Raw genomic sequence first — 18,863 nt, forward strand, 5'->3', positions numbered from 1 at the left:
AAATAAGTTTAAATATAATGGATTATGAAATATATATTCAGAAACTTTAGTACACCTTTGGCTATTTTAACTATAGCATTGGCTTTTAACAGTTGTAATGAGGATAAAATACTCGGAGAAGAACCTGTCGATTTTTCTTCTCCGGAAAATTCTTTTAGTACGATGGATGACTTTAATTCTGCGATCTATGCCTTGTATAATAGGGCACAAAATATTCTGTCCGGAGGCGAATATAGACCCTTAGATTATATCTATGGCACCGATCTGGGTTATAATGGGGCTAATCAACTCAATCAGCGTTTCGGAAGTTATCCAGCCTGTTTGACACCGCAAAACGGACAAATCGGTTATCACTGGAATAATTATTATAAAATAATTTCTTCTTCAAATATTATTCTGGAAAATTTGGAAAATGCTGAAATAACCGAGGATCAGCGAACCTTTATCAAGGCTAATACTTTAATATTTAGGGGTCTGTCCTATAGGAATCTGGCTTATTTATATGGAGGTGTTCCAATTGAATTAGAAGAAGTAACCGCTCCTGAAGTCGATTATACCAGGGCATCCAGAGAGGATGTCTATGCACAGGCTGCAAGTGATTTAAATTTTGCAGCTGAGAATCTTCCGGGAATATCCGAGGTCATGGATGGTAAGGTCTCAAATTTAGCAGCATATCATTTACTGGCAGAAGTGTACGTTACTATGGGGCGTTGGCAAGAAGCTATCAGTGCAGCTTCTGTAGTTATTAATGATCCCGATACACAATTAATGACAGAACGATTTGGTTCCAGAAGTAGTGAACCCGGGGATGTTTACTGGGACTTATTCAGGCGAAACAATCAAAATAGATCATCCGGGAATACTGAAGGAATCTGGGTATGGCAGCAGGAGGTTGATGTGCCCGGAGGAAGATTGTCTTCCAGTAGTAGGGATGGTAGCAGTGCTCAGTTAGAAAGAGATGTTTCGCCTCGCCCGTGGAGCTTCCCTTATCAGGATCCAAATGGTGTTAATCCATTTTTATCTTTAGGAGTTTCAGATTATACCGGGGGAAGGGGTATTGGTAGGTTTAGGGGGACCAATTACTATATCTATGATATATGGAATGGTAGTTCTGAAGAAAATGACATGCGTAATTCCCGTTTCAATTTCATCCGTGACGTAGCATTTAATAATCCTGAATCTGTCTGGCATGGCCAAAATTTATCCGATCACAGAGATTTATTTCGTCAAAAGGCAATAGATACCATTCGATATTTTTATCCCTACCCATCAAAAGTCACTACCCCCGGCAACCACCCTCCGGAACTTTTTGTCAATCCGGAATTAAAAACTTTGAATGCAGCAGCTGCAGGCAGCACCTATACCGATCAATATTTTATAAGGCTGGCTGAGACCTATTTATTAAGAGCTGAAGCGTATCTGGGTATTGGCGATAAAAGCGCTGCGGCAGCAGACATTAATACAGTGAGGAACAGAGCCCGGGCAACTCCCGTATTGCCAGGTGAAATTGATATAAATTATATATTGGACGAACGTGCACGTGAACTAGGGATAGAGGAAAAACGCAGGCTTACCCTACAACGTCTTGGCTTATTGTATGAACGGGTGAGCCGTTTAAATGACGGAAACCCCATGTCAGGTAACTTTGGATTAGATATTCAACCTTTTCACGAATTATGGCCAATACCGGCAAGTGAAATTGAAAATAACACAGGTGCAGAACTTGAACAAAATCCCGGTTATTGAGTGTTAAGGGCAGCAAAGCAGGTCCTTTGCCGCAGATACTCTTTTTATGATCCGGATCCTATAACAATTAGTACTCTGAACTGTTGATTAACATGAAATTTTAAATGGCCAAGATTAAAAAATTAAATGATAAGAGTTTAGTAATGGAAACAGCAAAAATTAAAAGGTTTATCGCCTTTGTTATTATTTTATCTACCTGCATTTGCTGTGGTAATACAAATGCCGAAAGGAATTCGAAAAGTACGGATGAAAAAAAAAGGAGAGAAAGTCCCAATATTTTATTTGTTATTTCTGATGACCAGTCCTATCCACATGCCTCTGTATATGGAGAAAAATGGATAAAAACCCCTGCTTTTGACAGGGTTTCCAGGGAAGGGGTTCTTTTCACGAATGCTTTTGCTGCTTCTCCCGGATGCAGTCCGAGCAGGGCGGCAATCCTGACAGGCATGAACGATTGGCAACTAGAAGATGCAGGAACACATGCGAGTGAATTTCCTTTGGATTATACTGTTTTCCCCGATATTCTTGAAAAAATGGGATATAAAGCCGGGTATACCGGAAAAGGTTGGGGGCCGGGTAATTGGAAAATCAGTGGGAGAAAACGAAATCCTGCCGGGGAGGCTTACAACAAGAAAAAAAATAATCCTCCCACCAAAGGAATAAGTACGAACGATTATTCAGAAAATTTTAATGATTTCCTGGCTAAAAAAAAGGATGATGAACCGTTCTGCTTCTGGTTTGGGGCACATGAACCGCATCGGGGATTTGAAAAGGGATCAGGATTAAAAGCGGGTAAAGATATTGAGGAAGTAACCGTACCTGCATTTCTACCCGATGATCCCACGGTCAGAGAAGACCTGTTGAATTATGCCCTGGAAATAGAGTGGTTTGATCAACACCTCGGAAAAATTTTGGAGAAACTGGAAGAAACAGGTGAATTGGAAAATACGATCATCGTGGTTACCTCTGATAATGGAATGGCTTTTCCCAGAGCTAAGTCCAATACATACGAATATGGGATCCATGTGCCCTTAGCTATAATGTGGGGTAATCAAATAGAAGGAGGAAGGATCGTTGACGACCCTGTTAGCCTTATAGATATTGCACCCACCTTTTTAGAAGCGGTATCAGTTGAAGGGGGTGGGGATATTTCAGGGAAGTACGCTATGGAAGGGAAGAGTCTGATGAACCTGCTTATGAATGATAATGAAGAGGCGGAACCGTATCCTGTAAGAAGGGCGGCTTTCGCCGCAAGAGAAAGACATTCCAGCTCTCGGTGGAATAATTTAACTTATCCGCAGCGGGCCATTCGTACAGAAGGCTTTCTGTATATCAGGAATTTTAAACCGGAAAGATGGCCTGCCGGTGCTCCGCAAAAATATGAATCTGATGGAACACTGGGGCCTGAACATGGAGGCTATCATGATATTGATGCATCACCAACCTTTGATTTTATGCTGGAGCACCGAAATGATTCAGAGATCCGACCTTTCTTTGAAATGGCTGTTGGAAAAAGGCCCGCGGAAGAACTTTATGATATTAAAAATGATCCTTATTGCTTAGTTAACCTGGCCGGGGAGCAAAATTTTGAAGAGGAACTTTTGGAGCATAGAAGGGCTTTGGGTAGTTACCTTATGCAAACCAATGATCCGAGGGTTACCGGAAATGGTGATATTTATGAAACTTATATTCGATATTCCTTTATGAGAAAATTTCCAAAACCAGATTGGCTTCAAAATGATTCTTTAGCACGTATACGCATACCTCCAAATAAATTAAAAAAATGATTAACTTAAAATAAACCTGATGTCTAAAAACACCTTATTATTAGTATTAGCCATATGTTCTTTTCATTTTCTGTTTGCTCAACAGGATCCGCTGTCAAATTTTCCGGAAGGATCAGCACCGAAAGAAGTAGGTAAGCGTTTAGCCTATCATTTTGTAGGCAGCAGACATGAACTTTACGCAGGAAGATGGATGCACTATGCAAGCGTATGTGCCTGGAACGGTGCCCTCGACTACGCACTGAAAACGAATGACCAAAAACTCATCGGTTTGCTACAGGACAAGTTCGAGCCATTTTTCACGTATGAAAAAGCATTATTGCCCCCAATGAACCATGTCGATTACAATATGTTCGGCAGCCTGGCGCTGAAGCTTTACCAGATCACAAAAGACGAGCGCTATCGGGAAATGGGATTAGCCTATGCCGATACACAATGGGAAGTGCCCGGCAATGCAAAAGCGGAAGAAAAAGCCTGGGCAGAAAAAGGTTTTTCCTGGCAGACACGCCTATGGATCGATGACATGTATATGATTACCGTGGTACAGAGTGAAGCATATAAGGTTACCGGAGACAGGAAATACCTTGATCGCGCAGCCAGGGAAATGGTGATGTACCTCGATGAGTTACAGCGTCCTAACGGCCTGTTTTATCACGCACCTGACGTGCCTTACTATTGGGCACGCGGCGACGGCTGGATGGCAGTCGGTATGTCAGATTTGTTACGTATGATGCCTAAAGACCACAAAGACTGTCCGCGTATTATGAAAGGTTATCTGAAGATGATGAAAAGCCTGAAAAACTATCAGCAGCCAAGTGGTATGTGGAATCAATTGATTGATGAACCCACATTCTGGGCGGAAACCTCCGGAACGGCGATGTTTACCTATGCTTTTGTTGTTGGGGTACAGGAAGGTTGGCTTGATGCCAAAGAATATGCAACTACTGCACGCAAGGGATGGTTGGCCATGGTCCCGTATATTGACCAACGCAACAATGTCACGGAGGTCTGTATAGGTACCGGCAAAAAGAACGACCAACAGCATTATTACAACCGTCCACGTAATCCGGGGGATCTTCACGGACAAGCGCCTTATCTTTGGTGTGCCGCTGCATTGGTAGAAAATTAGTTTGAAATGGAACAGGTCCTAAAACCTTTTGACTTCTGTAGCCTTATCCAATCTGTAGGTTTCCCTATTGTGGAGTAAGGTTACAGAAGTGCTAGCCAATTTTATACATAAGGAAGCAGATCATATGAGATCGTACTAAAGGTTGCTATGCGTGAGGTTATACATAATCATACCAAAAGAGAGATTTCCAACCTTCTACCTAACGACGGAGAAACTGTTGAATAGCAGGTTGGGCCTTTTGAGCGGGAACATGCTGTATGGGTGGGGTACAACAGATGGAAAATAGTGTGGTCAACAGAGGCTAATGAGGTAGTGTATAAGGTATCGTCTATACCTGATCTTCACTTGAGTACTGCGCAAACGAGTGGCTATGGTTAAAATCGTTTGCAAAACACTGTAAAAGACTCGTTTACCTCCTCACTAACACTCGTTTTCTTTTTGGATTTACAGTAAAGAATTTGCTCAAATCGGACTATCCACCCCCCAAAGGAGGTGGCTTTTCGCCCGATTTGTGGCTTCGCCACCACAAATTCTAATCAAATAAAATACGTATTCAGGCGTAGCCATAAGAACATGACCACCACCTGAGGTGGTGGGTTTCTAAGTTATACTAAAATAAAGTCCCTTCCCTATGATCGGTTTTGTTGTCCAACAAATATTTGGTAATATGGGCTTCTCCGACTTCTGTACATCCCCTCGCTTACTTCGCTATGCTTATAAAACAAGGTTTTAAGTGGTCAGCTTGAATGTACAGACCTCCCCAGTTCCGCACTGTTCCATCTATCATCACGCCATCCCTATGACTCCGATAGTTTACAAGTTTTCCCCGATTGTTGATCCAACTTGTATGGCAGGGTTCGCGTACGTCAACACACTCCCCAAATCTACGGTTACACATCTCGAAGCTAATATTAGGTGTACACCTGAACATTACGGCTTGATGATTTGAAAGAACGAAGCTTCAGTTCACTACCTCACGGTAATTCCTGTTCGTTTTTCTTCCGGGTGAACAGTCAATTGCCCGGATAGGATTTTCACCTACTGGAATAGTGCAGCGGCTGGGCGAACCAACGGTTTGCGACTATGCACAGTGGCGGTTTTTACGCACTGACTTTTCGGTTTGGTACTGACGATAAATTTATGGAAATCACTTTGGATTAAGTATTTAAACCGCTATTTTTTATATACCGTTATTAGCGGTAATAATTTTTTCAATTAAATGATGCTCTGAATTGCAATGGTGTTTGTTGCGTATTCTTCTTAAACATAGTACTGAAAGATTGTGGGTATTCAAATCCCAAACCATAAGCGATTTCCTTTATGCTTAAATTAGTTGTGGAAAGCAGTCCTTTCGCTCTTTCAACTATGGACTCTTGAATATGCGCCTGCGCATTTCTGCCAGTAGCATTTTTCAATAGATCACTCAAATAACTAGGAGAAACATTGAGTTTTTCTGCAAAAAAGTTGACCGTTGGAACGCCCAATAGTGTAGCATCACTTTTTAGGTACGCATCTATTAATTCTTCCATTTTTACCACTATGCCATTATTTACGGAACTTCGCGTCAGAAATTGCCTGTTGTAAAAACGCTTTGCGTAATTGAGAGGCAGGTCAATGTACGAAACTATCAAATCCTGACTGTAATGGTCAATGTTATTTTTTAGTTCAGCCTGCATTTGATGCATAAGGGACATAATAACATTATCCTCTTTTTCAGAAAGGTGAAGCGCTTCTGCTGTAGAATAAGAGAAGAATCCGTAATTACCAATATTCTTTCCTAATTCATAATGCCGTATAAGGTCAGGTTTAAAAACCATCATATATCCTGACACGGGGTCATCTGTAGGATTTGTGACAGAAAAGATTTGACCTGGTTTGGTAAAACTCATAACGCCCTCATCAAAATCATAATGACCTTGTCCGTACCGAAACTTGCCTGAAGCACCTTTTTTAATCGCCACACAATAGAAATCATAATAAAAGCTGCTCCAAATTTCATTAGAATCAAATTTTAAAGTCTCAAAATCAATCACACTAATCAAAGGATGATGAGGTTTTGGTAAGTTGAACAACTTATGAAGTTCAGATATGGATTCAATTTTATACGGAACAGCTTTTTTCATACTATTTTTGTTCAAAATCAGTAGATAAAGATAAGGTTTTCCATTGTTCCATTTCTTCCTTTTCGTTTTTACGAACTTCAAGAATGGCATTATAACTATCAGAACCTAAAGGAAGATGCAAAGGAGGATTCGGCATTTCTGCAAGTTTACGTACTGCCTCTGCTAATTTTTCAGGGTCCCCCAATTGTTTGCCATCGAATCCCGTAAACTGTTCTACCTGCATGTCTAAATTATAGGCGTCAATTTTATGTTGCGCAACATTGAGCGTGTCCTCATTCATGAAATTTGTGCGGAAGGTTCCTGGGGCCAAGATGGTCACTTTAATGCCAAACGGCGCAACTTCTTGAGCCAACGCTTCCGATAACCCTATAACTGCGTATTTTGAAGCACTATAGCTTCCATTGCCCGGATAGCTCATATAACCCATCATAGAAGCAGTGTTGATGATATGCCCCGATTGTTGCCTGCGTAAATGTGGCAAAACGTTTCTGATGATATGGGTCATTGCAAAAACATTGACATCCATTGTTTTTCTAAACTCGGCATCACTTATTTCTTCGATATTCCCCAACAAGTTATATCCTGCATTATTGACCACAACATCTATTTGTCCAAATTTATCGATGCCTTCTGAAATAGCATTTTCAATAGCTGTCTCATTGGTGATGTCCAATTTTATTGGGAGCAATTTTCCCTTGTGTTCTTCAATTTTTTCTAAAAGTGTGTCCGTATTTCGAGAAGTTGCAATGACTTTATCGCCATTATTCAAAACTGCTTTTGTAATTGCAAATCCCATTCCTTTAGAGGCTCCGGTAATCAACCAAACTTTTTGTGTACTCATAATTTTTGTTTTTAACAAAACTACAAGGCATACAGATTTAGAAAGTTTTCAAATTAAGGATAAGCGTGTTTAAATTCAAGATTTCAGTTGATTTGTCTTATTACCGCTGCAAGTGTATTGACCAAGTATGACAAAATTCAATAATGTTTGGCTGGGATTTATGGCAGTTAAGAAATAGAGGGGGGTATAAAGCAGAAGATTTTGAAAAGTTTAAAATCATATAGAAATAAGTGCTATGAGTGCTGAAATTTGAATATTTTTAAAATATAATTTTGGTTGGGGCTTTGAAAGATGTACTGTAATAATGGAAGTTTTTCTGTCCCAAATTCATTCTATTTTTGGGACAGTGTAAACATGAAATTAAGGTAAATAATAGCCGGGATTAACTTTTGTAATATCCTTGAACTCTAAAAAACATCAATTAGCATCAAATCATATTGCATAGTCCACAACTTTTGGGATTGATCCGCAAAATGTTGTATCTATGTTGTATCCAAGGAGAAAAAACAGTAAAAAACACCTGATTTAAAATAAAAAAACCGAAGATTTCTCTTCGGTTTTTTGTGCGGCTGAAGGGAGTCGAACCCCCACGCCTTTCGGCACTTGATCCTAAGTCAAGCATGTCTACCAGTTCCATCACAGCCGCAAATGGATACATTTCTGTATCGGGGTGCAAATATAGCTTATTTTTCGAAAAATAAACTCCCTCTTTTTAAAAAATATCTTTTTCGTACTTTTGGTTTTATTATAAAAGTTATTCGACTTCATGGAAGATATTTCATCATACGTTCAGAAAAACAAAGAACGCTTTATTGAAGAATTGTTTGAACTCCTCAAGATCCCCTCCGTAAGTGCCGATCCCGCTTTTTCACAGGATGTACTGAATACTGCCGAAGCTGTAAAGGAAAGTCTTTTACAGGCGGGATGTAACCACGCAGAGGTCTGTGACACCCCGGGCTACCCCATTGTTTACGGAGAAAAAATTATCGATCCGCAACTGCCGACTGTACTGGTCTACGGCCATTATGATGTGCAACCTCCTGATCCTGTGGAACTATGGGAAAGCGGACCGTTTGATCCTGTGATCAAAAAAACGGAGATTCATCCCGAAGGTGCCATTTTTGCCAGGGGGTCCTGTGATGACAAGGGACAGATGTACATGCACGTAAAGGCCCTCGAATATATGGTAAAGAACAATGTACTTCCCTGTAACGTGAAATTTATGATCGAAGGTGAAGAAGAAGTCGGTTCGGAAAGTCTGGGATGGTTTATAGAACGCAACCAGGAAAAGCTGAAAAACGATGTTATCCTTATTTCCGATACGGGGATGATAAGCAATACCCAGCCTTCAATAACCACCGGTTTACGGGGATTGAGTTACGTAGAGGTAGCAGTCACCGGCCCAAACCGCGACCTGCATTCCGGTTTATATGGCGGCGGCGTAGCCAATCCCATCAATATTCTGACCAAAATGATCGCCTCCCTCCACGATGAAAATAACCATATTACAATTCCCGGTTTTTATGACAGGGTAGAGGATATTTCTGCGGAAGAACGTTCAGAAATGGCAAAAGCCCCTTTTTCCCTGGAAAAGTATAAAAATACCCTCGACATTGATGATGTTTACGGGGAAAAAGGATATACGACCAATGAACGGGGTTCCATTCGCCCGACACTGGACGTGAACGGGATATGGGGCGGATATACCGGGGAAGGTGCCAAAACCGTTATCCCGTCCAAAGCCTATGCCAAAATATCCATGCGGCTGGTACCCGACCAGGACTGGATGGAAATCACGAAATTGTTTAAAGACCATTTTGAAAGTATCGCACCGAAAGGCGTTAAGGTCGAAGTTAAACCACACCACGGCGGGCAGGCCTATGTGACTCCCATTGACAATATCGGTTATCAGGCTGCCAGTAAAGCATATACCGATACTTTTGGCGTAACACCCATTCCGCAACGAAGCGGAGGAAGCATCCCCATTATTTCACTGTTCGAAAAAGAACTGAAAAGCAAAACCATCCTGATGGGCTTCGGACTGAATACGGATGCCATACATTCGCCAAACGAACACTTCGGAATTTTCAACTACCTGAAAGGGATTGAAACCATTCCCCTGTTTTACAAATACTTTGCGGAATTACACAATTCCAATCCCGATTAAATCACAACTGAATAACAATACCGCAAGGGTACAAGATTTTGTACCCTTACGTGTTTATACCGAACATTTCGGTCCGAACGGATGTCTTTTTGCCTGATATCATTTCACTGACCAGCTTTCCTGTTGCCGGAGCAAGGCTCACGCCCATCATGGCATGTCCGGTGGCAATAACCAGATTGGGGATTTTTTCTGTCCCGGATATTACAGGCAGCCCGGAAGAGGTACAGGGCCGGAACCCGTACCATATATCCTTTTTGTCCGGAAGTTTTATCTCAAAACCGGGATAAAAACTGCGGATGGTATCAATAATTCCCCGTAACCTGTTTGTGTTGATCCGGCCGTCACGGGTATGGGTAATCTCCATGGTCCCCCCAAACCTCAGATCTTCTCCCATCGGGGTCACGGAAACCTTTCCCTCACATAAAATGGCAGGGTGCAGCGGTCTTTTTTCTGCATTTTTCAGAGTAAAACTATATCCTTTTCCCGGTAACAACGGAAGCCTTAATCCCAATCTTTTAGCCATATGGGCACTCCATGCCCCGGAGGCCAGTACAAACGCATCGGCATTGAAATCCCCCTTGTCGGTAATTACGGTTCTTATTGTATTTTCTTTTATCAGGAAGTCTTTTACCGCGGTATTCCCTTTCAGGATTACACCTTCCTTTAAAATTTCATCCCTTATAAACTTCATAAATTTATTGGGATACAAATGCGCATCCGACTTATAGTGAATACCACCCAAAACATCGGTATCCATACCGGTTTCCAGCTTACCGACCTCTTCTGCGGATAAAAAATCGACTTCCAGTCCCAGTTTTTTCGCTTCTTCCGCAACGTGTCTTTCTTCTTCTCCCGTCTTTTCCGTTCTGTATAACATTAATAACCCTTTCTCATCATAAAAGAACGAGTTATTCTGCCGGGCTAGGTCGCGGTACAATTCCTTGCTCAGCAAAGACAGGTCTTTCAATGCAGGCATGGCCCTTTCCACGTGCTTCCGGGTGGAATTCCTGTAAAATTGCCACCCCCAGGAAAACAATTCCCTGTCAAACCGAGGTTTTACATAAAAGGGGCTTTGGGGATTGAACATCCACCTCACTCCTTGTGCAATCATTCCGGGCTGGGCCAGTGGAATAATATGCGAAGGCACTATCAACCCGGCATTGCCAAAAGAACAACCTTTACTCATATCCGAAGTATCCAGCACAGTTACCCGATGGCCTTCCCTGGCAAGATAATATGCAGAACACATCCCTATGACTCCTCCTCCTATTACAATGACATCTTTCAATGGTTTATGTTTTAGAATTATTACAAGAAAATCAAACTACCTGAAATCCGTGGGCATAAGGATCATCATCATCTATAAAAATATTATTGTAGCCGATAACCCTCGCCCATCCTTCAATACTCGGTATAATGGCTTTTTTGCCCCCAATCTCGGTTACGGACTCTACCTTTCCTATAAATTTACTGCCTATATAGCTTTCGTGTACAAACGTTTTTCCCTGTTTAAGTTTGCCTTTGGCATGCCACTGGGCCATCCGGGCCGAAGTTCCCGTTCCGCAGGGGGAACGGTCAATGGCCTTGTCGCCGTAAAAAACCGCATTCCGGGCACTGGCATCGTCAGACAGCGTTTTTCCTGTCCACAGGATATGGCTAAGCCCGTTTATGGTATGGTCTTCGGGATGGACGAAGGTGTACTTCTCATTCAGCTGGTTTCGCAAATGCCTGCTCCAGCCGATGAGTTCGTCGGCAGGGTGGTGTTCCAGTCCTTTAAAATTGTCCTGTACATCAACAATACCATAAAAATTACCTCCGAATGACACGTCAATGACAAGCTTTCCGAGACGGGGACATTCCACTTCGAGGTTTTCGGCCTCAAGGAATGATTTTACATTGACCAACCGTACCGCTGTCACTTTTTTTCCTTCCTGCCGATAACTTACTTCCACCAGTCCCGCAGGGGTCTCCAGTCTTAATTTTCCCGGTACCTTGGGGGTGACCAGGCCCTCCTCTATCATAACGGTTACCGTACCTATGGTTCCGTGTCCGCACATGGGCAGGCAGCCGCTGGTTTCGATAAACAATATACCTACGTCATTGGCTTTGTCCGTCGGGGGATACAGGATACTTCCGCTCATCATGTCATGACCGCGGGGCTCAAACATCAGCCCTTTCCGTATCCAGTCGTATTCCCGTAAAAAATGTTGTCGTTTTTCACTCATGTTCTTTCCTTCCAGGAAAGGCCCACCTCCTGCAACTACACGTACAGGATTACCACAGGTGTGGGCATCCACGCAAAAGAATGTCTTTCTCACTACTTTATTACACCTAAGCTTATTGATGAATTGAATAACCTCCCGACTTCCGTTTATCCCGAGTACTTCGGTAAATTCCGCCGAAGAGCTACATATATTACTATTCAGACATTTCCCTAAACCTTAATCGAAAAGTGTCTTTGCGAAGAGCCGACCGGAGGAGGCAATATTGCAATCCCTTAGGGTAGGCACCATACCCCAAAGACATGCGAAAATCCGCCGGGAGACTGCCACGCCATGCTCGCAGTGACGACCGGTCTACTTTATTTATGATCGTCAGATTTTTGTTTTATATAGGCTTTTATCCGTTGTTCCAGGATAGGTAATGTTACCGTGCCCTGCTCCAGGACAATTTCATGGAATTCACGGATATCAAAGTCTTCTCCAAGTGCTTCTCTCGCCATTTTCCGAAGTTCCCGGATCTTTAATTCCCCGATCTTATAAGACAGGGCCTGACCGGGCCAGGAAATATAGCGATCCACTTCCGTATTGATCTCATGAATGGAGAGCGCGGTATTTTTCTTCAGAAAATCCACCGCTTCTTCCCTTGTCCATCCTTTGGCATGCAATCCGGTATCTACTACCAAACGGCAGGCACGCCACATTTCATAGGTAAGCCTCCCGAAATCTTCATAAGGTGTTGTGTATATCCCCATTTCCTTCGCCAGGTATTCCGTATAAAGCGCCCACCCTTCTCCGTAGGCCGACAGGTAAAGGTCTTTTCTGAATTCCGGAATACTGTCTCCCATTTCATTGTTGAGGGATATCTGCAAATGATGCCCGGGCACCGCTTCATGTGCCGTAAGTGCGGGGAGTACATACAGCGGTCTGCTGTCAAGGTTATACGTATTCACCCAATAATAACCGGGTTCGGTATCGGAAGAAGCTCCTACATACCTGCCCCCCGTATATTTGGGAGCTATGGCATCGGGTACGGGGGCCACTCCATAGGGCTTCCGGGGTAAAGTCTTGAAAAACCGGGGGAGTTGTGCATCTATTTTCTTGGCTATATTCCGCGCTTCCCTGAGCAATGCTTCCGGGGTTTCGGCATAAAACCGATCTTCCGTCCGCAACCAGGTCAGAAACTCATCAAAAGTGCCTTCAAAGTCCACCTCATCGATAATCTGCTGCATTTCTTTTCTGATCCGTGACACTTCTTTCAGACCTTTCTGATGAATTTCGTCTGCAGTGAGCGACAATGTGGTGTAATAACGTATCCGGTTATCGTAATAGGCCATCCCGTTCGGAATTTCCGAGACCCCTATCGTGGTCCGGGTCCCGGGATAATACTCTTCCTCAAAAAAACGTTTGATCCTTTTAAACTGCGGGGTGACATATTCAGATACCACTTTTTTAGCCACCTTTGCGATAGAATCTTTCTTTGCTTCCGAAAACCGTTCGGGCAGGTTTTTGAAAGGCGAATAGTAAAAACTGTCTTCTGGGTTCGCTACGATATGATCTTCATAGGTTTTTTCATATCCTTTTAAGATCACCTGCGGCTGTGAAATCCCTTTTTTAAGCCCTTCGCGAAGTAACGCAATATGGTCGTCCACAAACTGAGGGATGGCCCTGAGCACTTCGAGATATTTCTTCACTGCCTCGGCATTGTTTAACGGATGTACCCGGTAAGTAAGGTTATTGTGAAATCCTGCATCGGACAATATGGGATTCAGGTAAGCCTCAAATTCATACCGATCTGCATCTTCCTTCAGGGTAAAGCGAAGCAGTTGCAACGATATTTTTTCGGTTTCCGAAAGTTTTCGGGTATTCAGTGCGTCCAGCTTTTCCATTTCTTTCCTGGCAAACGCGGCTTTTTGCTCATAAAGCTCTGCGGTGTACCTACCCAGAGGATACTGTTCCCGGTCAACAGGTTTAAAATCTTCTACTTCCCTTATGATATCGGCCAGTTGGCCGGAAGCGTCTTCTTCCTGTCCGGCGACAGGAAAAATTATTCCGGAAAGGAATAACTGACATAGCAGTCCCGGCAAAATTCTTTTTATCATAAACTTATAATTGCGGTTTACAGACCTGCCGTGGTTTTTTCTCTGTTGACCATGCGTAAAATTCCCAAAGGATTGTCGTTCTTTAATTCATCGGGCAACAGATTACCGGGCCAGTCCTGATAAGAGAATGGTCTTGCCCATCGTTTTATGGAATGTATTCCTACTGCCGTAAACCTGCTGTCTGTCGAGGCCGGGTAAGGGCCGCCGTGTTGCATGGACGGACATACTTCCACTCCTGTAGGGACACCATTACAGATCATTCTGCCCACACGGTTCTGCAATGCTTCCACTACACTACCGTTTTCCCTTAACTCTTCTTCTTCGCCGAGTATGGTTCCCGTAAGCTGCCCTTCGAGGTTTTTGATAACGGTGGTCATCTCTTCCTTATCTTCACATTGGATCACTACAGAAAAAGGACCGAACACTTCCTTGTGCAGGGTATTGTTTTCCAGGAATGTTTTGCCTTCAACAGTAATAATTTCCTGTTGTGCATAATTTGTTTTCACCGTTTTCTCATATTCTGCCACCACACATACTTCCGGCTGCCCTGAGACTTCTTCTTTCAGCCTGTTAAATGCTCCGTGAATGTTAGGATGAAGCATACAGGTAGGGGCGATCGCCGTTATTTTTTCTCCGAGTGTTTGTGTAAACTCCCTCAGTTCTGCCCCTTTTATACCGATGATCAATCCCGGGCTGGTACAGAATTGCCCCGTTCCGAGCATAATGGAACCGGCATACTGCTCTGCCCAAAACCCGGCTTTTTCCTTCAATGCTGAAGGTAAGGCCACCACCGGGTTTATACTTCCCATTTCGGCAAATACGGGTATGGGCTCTTCGCGCTTTGCGGCCAGGTCAAACAGTGCCCTGCCCCCTTTTATGCTCCCTGTAAAACCTACGGCTTTTACCCCGGGATGCTGCACGAGTTTGGTCCCTACTTCCACACCACTGCTGTTCAGGTTGGAAAACACACCTTCGGGCATTCCGGTTTTTTCTGCTGCCTTCACTATTGCCGAAGCCACCAGTTCACCTGTACCGGAATGCATGGGGTGACTTTTTACAATAACCGGACAACCCGCTGCCAATGCGCTGGCCGTATCTCCCCCTGCCGTAGAATACGCAAAAGGGAAATTGCTGGAACCGAATACCACTACAGCACCGAGCGGGATCAACATTTTCCGGAGATCAGGCTTCGGAGCGGGTTTTCGGTCGAGAATGCCCGTGTCGATAGTGGCCTCTGTCCAGGAGCCTTCAGCAACCAGTTCGGCAAAGGTGCGAAGTTGAAACAGTGTTCTCCCTCTTTCCCCTTCAGCCCTTCCTCTCGGTAAGCCGGACTCCTGCATATAGGTTTCCAGGAGCGGTTCGCCAAGGGCTTCCATTTCGTCGGCAATGGCATTTAAAAATTCTGCTTTCCGCTTTCCGGAAATATCCCTGTAACTTTCAAAAGCCCGTGATGCCAAACGGACCGCTTCGTCGATCTCTTCCGCTGAGGCCTCATGGAAAACCCAGGGATTTTCCGTGTTCAGTTCCGGGTTAAACGTTTTGTAAGTTATATCGGATGTTGATGACTGACCGTATCCTATGTAATTTTTTCCTGTTATCATTTTCAATGATTTTTTGATTTTACTGTTTGATACTGTACAAGTTTTGCCTCGTTCGGGGCCACACGGTTGTGTGCCTCAACATAAAGTTACAAATTTTTGTAGTCAGGAAGAACCGGCCTGGTCTTCAGGCTGTCTTCTATGACCTGCAATACGTGTTCGCGTTCTTCTCCTTCCAGGGGTAACCTCGGTGCGCGTACCTTTTCAGTACCTATTCCCGTAGCGACTTCGGCCAGTTTGATATTTTGTACCAGTTGCGGACTCAGGTCGAGCTCAAGCAATGGGGTAAACCAGCGGTATATCCTGTAGGCTTCCTCTATTTTTCCGGCCTTGGCCAGTTTGTATATAGCAACGGTTTCGCGAGGAAACGCGTCTACCAGCCCGGCTACCCAGCCATCGGCCCCTGCGATCAGGCTTTCCAATGCCAGGGGGTCTACCCCGCTGAGTACCTTTAACCGGTCTCCAAAACGGTTGATGATCCGGGTAACATTGGTCACATCCCGGGTAGATTCCTTTACCGCCTGGATGTTGTCCAGCTTCAGCAGCTCCTCAAACATATCAAGCGTAACTTCGATCTTGTAATCTACCGGGTTATTGTATATCATAATGGGAAGGGAAGTGCTTTTCGCTATTTCGCTGAAATAGGTCACGGTCTCCCTGTCCGTCGCCTTATAGCGCATGGGAGGCAATACCATTAATCCTTCGGCACCGTCCTTTTCTGCTTTATGGGCTACTTCTATTGCTTTTCTGGTCACCTGTTCGGCGATATTCACAATCACAGGGACCCGCCCTTTTGCAATATCCACGGTAGTACGGATAAGTTCTCCCTTTTCCTCATCGCTAAGCGTACTGGCTTCACCGAGCGTTCCTCCCAGGATGATACCGCTTACCCCTGCTTCGAGCTGGGCATTGATATTGACTTCAAAATTTTTCAGGTCCAGTTTATCGTCTTCTGTAAACTTGGTTGTTACGGCAGGCATAACACCTTTCCATTGTATAGCCATTCTGATCGTTTTTAAAAAAATAACATTATGTGGTTCAAAAGTAAGGGCTTCTATAAGCACGAAATAATCCAGAATTAGCAATTATTGATACTATATTAACTATTTCGAATAAAAACAATCAGCATTTGAGTAATATTTGCGTATTTTGACCATTCATTCCTTTATTAAGGAGTCATTTTTTTATTGTCGAATACAAATATAGATGCGAGTATTACCTTTTAAAATTCCCAAAACCAAGGAAGAATCCCTGATCTACCAGGAAGACTTCGAGAAGGTATTTTACGATAAACTACATCAGCACGAGGAGATACAGGTAAGCCTTATTGTATCGGGAGAAGGCAGTTTAATTGTGGGGGACAGTATTAATCAGTACAAGCCCGGCGATGTTCTGGTTATTGGTGAAAACCTCCCTCACGTGTTTAAAAGTGATAATTCCGCGGACCGGTATTCTTTTATGATCACCCTGTTTTTTACAACGGCTTCCTTCGGAAAGGACTTTTTTCACCTTCCGGAATTCGGTATTCTCGAAGAATTTTTCCGGTATTCGGAATACGGATTTAAGGTCCGCACGAAAAAAACGGCCTTAAAAAACCGGTTTCTGAAACTGAAAAAAGCCAATAAGTACAAGCGGTTTCAGTTATTTCTCGATATTTTACGCCTGCTGTCCAAAACGAAAAAACAAACTTTGTCTACTTTCATCTATCAAAAAAACTACACGGAAAACGAAGGGAAGCGTATGGGCGACCTGTTCGAATATGTCATGCAGAATTACGACGGGGTAATCACCCTGGATACTGCTGCCGATATTGCCAGCATGAGTAAAAATGCCTTTTGCAGGTATTTTAAACAACGAACCAATAAGACATTTTTCCAGTTCCTTATCGAGGTCCGGGTAGAGAACGCCTGTAAACTCCTCCTGAAAAACAGGGAACTCTCCATAGCCGACATTTCCGACCGCTGCGGGTTTCAGAATATTTCAAATTTTAACCGGAAATTCAAGGAGATCAAGGGGACCACCCCTTCGCAATACCGCAAGTTACAGGGACGTTAAATTCTCTTGCTGCCTTTTGGTGAGCCCTTTTACCACCAGGTCATAGGAATGATCGATAAGCTCCCGTATGAGTTCCGGGGGCAACTCACCATTCCCTATATCTACCGTATTCCAGTGCCTTTTGTTCATGTGGTAGCCGGGTTGGATACTGTCGTATTCCGCTCTTAATTCGTTAAGGCGTTCCGGATCGCATTTCAGGTTTACGGAACGGTCGCCTGCCTCCCACTTGTTTAATGAAGTAAGTGCAAACATCTTTCCCATAACTTTAAAAACAATAGTGTCCTCCCCGAAAGGGGCATCTTCGGTAGCCCCTTTTTTGTTCAGGCAATAATTTCTCAGTTCGTCTATGTTCATAGTTTATCTGGTTATTGAGTTATTGGGTTGCCCGGTTACTGAGAAAGGTTATTTACTTTGCCTGTTACAAACAATCCTTTCTCTCTTAAATAGGCCGATAATCTATTCTCTATCCTCCTCACCGTCCTCAATCAACTCTTTATCAACTTCTTTTATTTCGAGGGCGGAATAGTCCAGCTTCCACCCTATTGTCTGCACAATGGTTTCTATCAGTAAAACGGCTTCCAGAACTTCCTTCCGGGCAGTTTCCATCAGGCCGCTCTCGGGAATTTTGTCGAGAATGTGCTGCTTTGCTTCCTTGTTCAGTTCCGTAAGGTCCGTCGAGGCAAACCTGTTGAACAGTCCGTTTTTCACATCGTAATATTTCAGGTCGGGTTCGATGGACAACACCTGTGGCTGCGGGAAATCAGTGAGAACAATCCGTTTTTTCTGGTTGTCGGCACGCATTTTCACTTTTCGGAGGTCAAACCCTACATGCACTTTGGCATTGATGATTATCAGCGCCTTTTTCCTGCTGGAAACAAGGCTTAAAAAACGTTCCCGGGTATTTTCATAATGGTATATTTCGGCAAAATCGCCTTCTACGGTTACCAGTTTGCACACCCTCCTTATCTTTTCCAGTAAGACCACTGATTGTTTCTGCGTGAGCTGCCTGTTTTGCCTTCTTTTGAGATAGGTATACAACCAGTATGTAACTATAACGCCCAGTACAAGGCCTATCAATAAAGTAATAACGTCGTTCATA

General features: G+C 43.5%; 14 protein-coding genes and 1 tRNA gene. 5 read left to right on the forward strand and 10 right to left on the reverse strand.

The annotated features are described in order from the left end of the window. Positions 1–24 precede the first annotated feature (24 nt). The 3 genes from LS482_RS06055 (at position 25) to LS482_RS06065 (ending at position 4,659) form a co-directional block, all read left to right on the forward strand. Positions 25–1,746: a RagB/SusD family nutrient uptake outer membrane protein gene (locus LS482_RS06055; protein ID WP_233030857.1), complete on the forward strand. Its 1,722-nt coding sequence runs from the start codon at positions 25–27 to the stop codon at positions 1,744–1,746. Positions 1,747–1,850: 104 nt separating this feature from the next. Next, positions 1,851–3,533, forward strand: a complete 1,683-nt coding sequence (locus LS482_RS06060) for a sulfatase family protein (RefSeq protein ID WP_233030858.1) — start codon at positions 1,851–1,853, stop codon at positions 3,531–3,533. A 19-nt stretch (positions 3,534–3,552) separates the two neighbouring features. Beyond that, positions 3,553–4,659 (forward strand): glycoside hydrolase family 88/105 protein, encoded by a 1,107-nt coding sequence (locus tag LS482_RS06065; protein ID WP_233030859.1) that lies wholly within the window; start codon positions 3,553–3,555, stop codon positions 4,657–4,659. 1,211 nt (positions 4,660–5,870) lie between these two features. Here LS482_RS06065 and LS482_RS06070 read toward each other — a convergent pair. From LS482_RS06070 to LS482_RS06080, 3 genes are all read right to left on the reverse strand, one after another. Next, positions 5,871–6,782 (reverse strand): helix-turn-helix domain-containing protein, encoded by a 912-nt coding sequence (locus tag LS482_RS06070; protein WP_233030860.1) that lies wholly within the window; start codon positions 6,780–6,782, stop codon positions 5,871–5,873. A 1-nt stretch (position 6,783) separates the two neighbouring features. Further along, positions 6,784–7,623, reverse strand: a complete 840-nt coding sequence (locus LS482_RS06075) for an SDR family NAD(P)-dependent oxidoreductase (protein ID WP_233030861.1) — start codon at positions 7,621–7,623, stop codon at positions 6,784–6,786. 564 nt (positions 7,624–8,187) lie between these two features. Then, positions 8,188–8,269: transfer RNA gene (locus LS482_RS06080), tRNA-Leu, on the reverse strand. A 120-nt stretch (positions 8,270–8,389) separates the two neighbouring features. On the opposite strand from LS482_RS06080, the gene LS482_RS06085 reads away from it, so the two are divergent. After that, complete coding sequence (locus tag LS482_RS06085; RefSeq protein ID WP_233030862.1) at positions 8,390–9,790, forward strand: dipeptidase; 1,401 nt, start codon at positions 8,390–8,392, stop codon at positions 9,788–9,790. A gap of 46 nt (positions 9,791–9,836) precedes the next feature. Here LS482_RS06085 and LS482_RS06090 read toward each other — a convergent pair whose 3' ends face one another. From LS482_RS06090 to LS482_RS06110, 5 genes are all read right to left on the reverse strand, one after another. Further along, entirely contained in the window at positions 9,837–11,078 is a 1,242-nt protein-coding gene (locus tag LS482_RS06090; protein WP_233030863.1) for an NAD(P)/FAD-dependent oxidoreductase, read from the reverse strand. Positions 11,079–11,109: 31 nt separating this feature from the next. Further along, on the reverse strand, positions 11,110–12,108 hold the full coding sequence (locus LS482_RS06095) for a 4-hydroxyproline epimerase (protein ID WP_233030864.1): 999 nt from the start codon (positions 12,106–12,108) through the stop codon (positions 11,110–11,112). 263 nt (positions 12,109–12,371) lie between these two features. After that, on the reverse strand, positions 12,372–14,111 hold the full coding sequence (locus LS482_RS06100; RefSeq protein WP_233030865.1) for a DUF885 domain-containing protein: 1,740 nt from the start codon (positions 14,109–14,111) through the stop codon (positions 12,372–12,374). A gap of 17 nt (positions 14,112–14,128) precedes the next feature. Next, positions 14,129–15,712 carry an aldehyde dehydrogenase (NADP(+)) gene (locus tag LS482_RS06105; RefSeq protein ID WP_233030866.1) on the reverse strand — a complete coding sequence of 528 codons (1,584 nt, stop codon included), beginning with the start codon at positions 15,710–15,712 and terminating at the stop codon, positions 14,129–14,131. 86 nt (positions 15,713–15,798) lie between these two features. Then, positions 15,799–16,713, reverse strand: coding sequence for a dihydrodipicolinate synthase family protein (locus tag LS482_RS06110; RefSeq protein WP_233030867.1), 915 nt, complete (start codon positions 16,711–16,713; stop codon positions 15,799–15,801). 202 nt (positions 16,714–16,915) lie between these two features. Here LS482_RS06110 and LS482_RS06115 point away from each other — a divergent pair, with 202 nt between their 5' ends. Continuing rightward, complete coding sequence (locus tag LS482_RS06115; RefSeq protein WP_233030868.1) at positions 16,916–17,764, forward strand: AraC family transcriptional regulator; 849 nt, start codon at positions 16,916–16,918, stop codon at positions 17,762–17,764. Here the strand turns inward: LS482_RS06115 and LS482_RS06120 are convergent. Continuing rightward, positions 17,750–18,118 (reverse strand): MmcQ/YjbR family DNA-binding protein, encoded by a 369-nt coding sequence (locus LS482_RS06120; protein WP_233030869.1) that lies wholly within the window; start codon positions 18,116–18,118, stop codon positions 17,750–17,752. The genes LS482_RS06115 and LS482_RS06120 overlap by 15 nt on opposite strands. A gap of 102 nt (positions 18,119–18,220) precedes the next feature. Further along, a complete protein-coding gene (locus tag LS482_RS06125) occupies positions 18,221–18,862 on the reverse strand; it encodes a DUF4230 domain-containing protein (RefSeq protein WP_233030870.1) in 642 nt (213 codons plus the stop codon). Between the last annotated feature and the right edge of the window lies 1 nt (position 18,863).

It is taken from the genome of Sinomicrobium kalidii (assembly GCF_021183825.1).
GTDB classification, from domain to species: domain Bacteria; phylum Bacteroidota; class Bacteroidia; order Flavobacteriales; family Flavobacteriaceae; genus Sinomicrobium; species Sinomicrobium kalidii.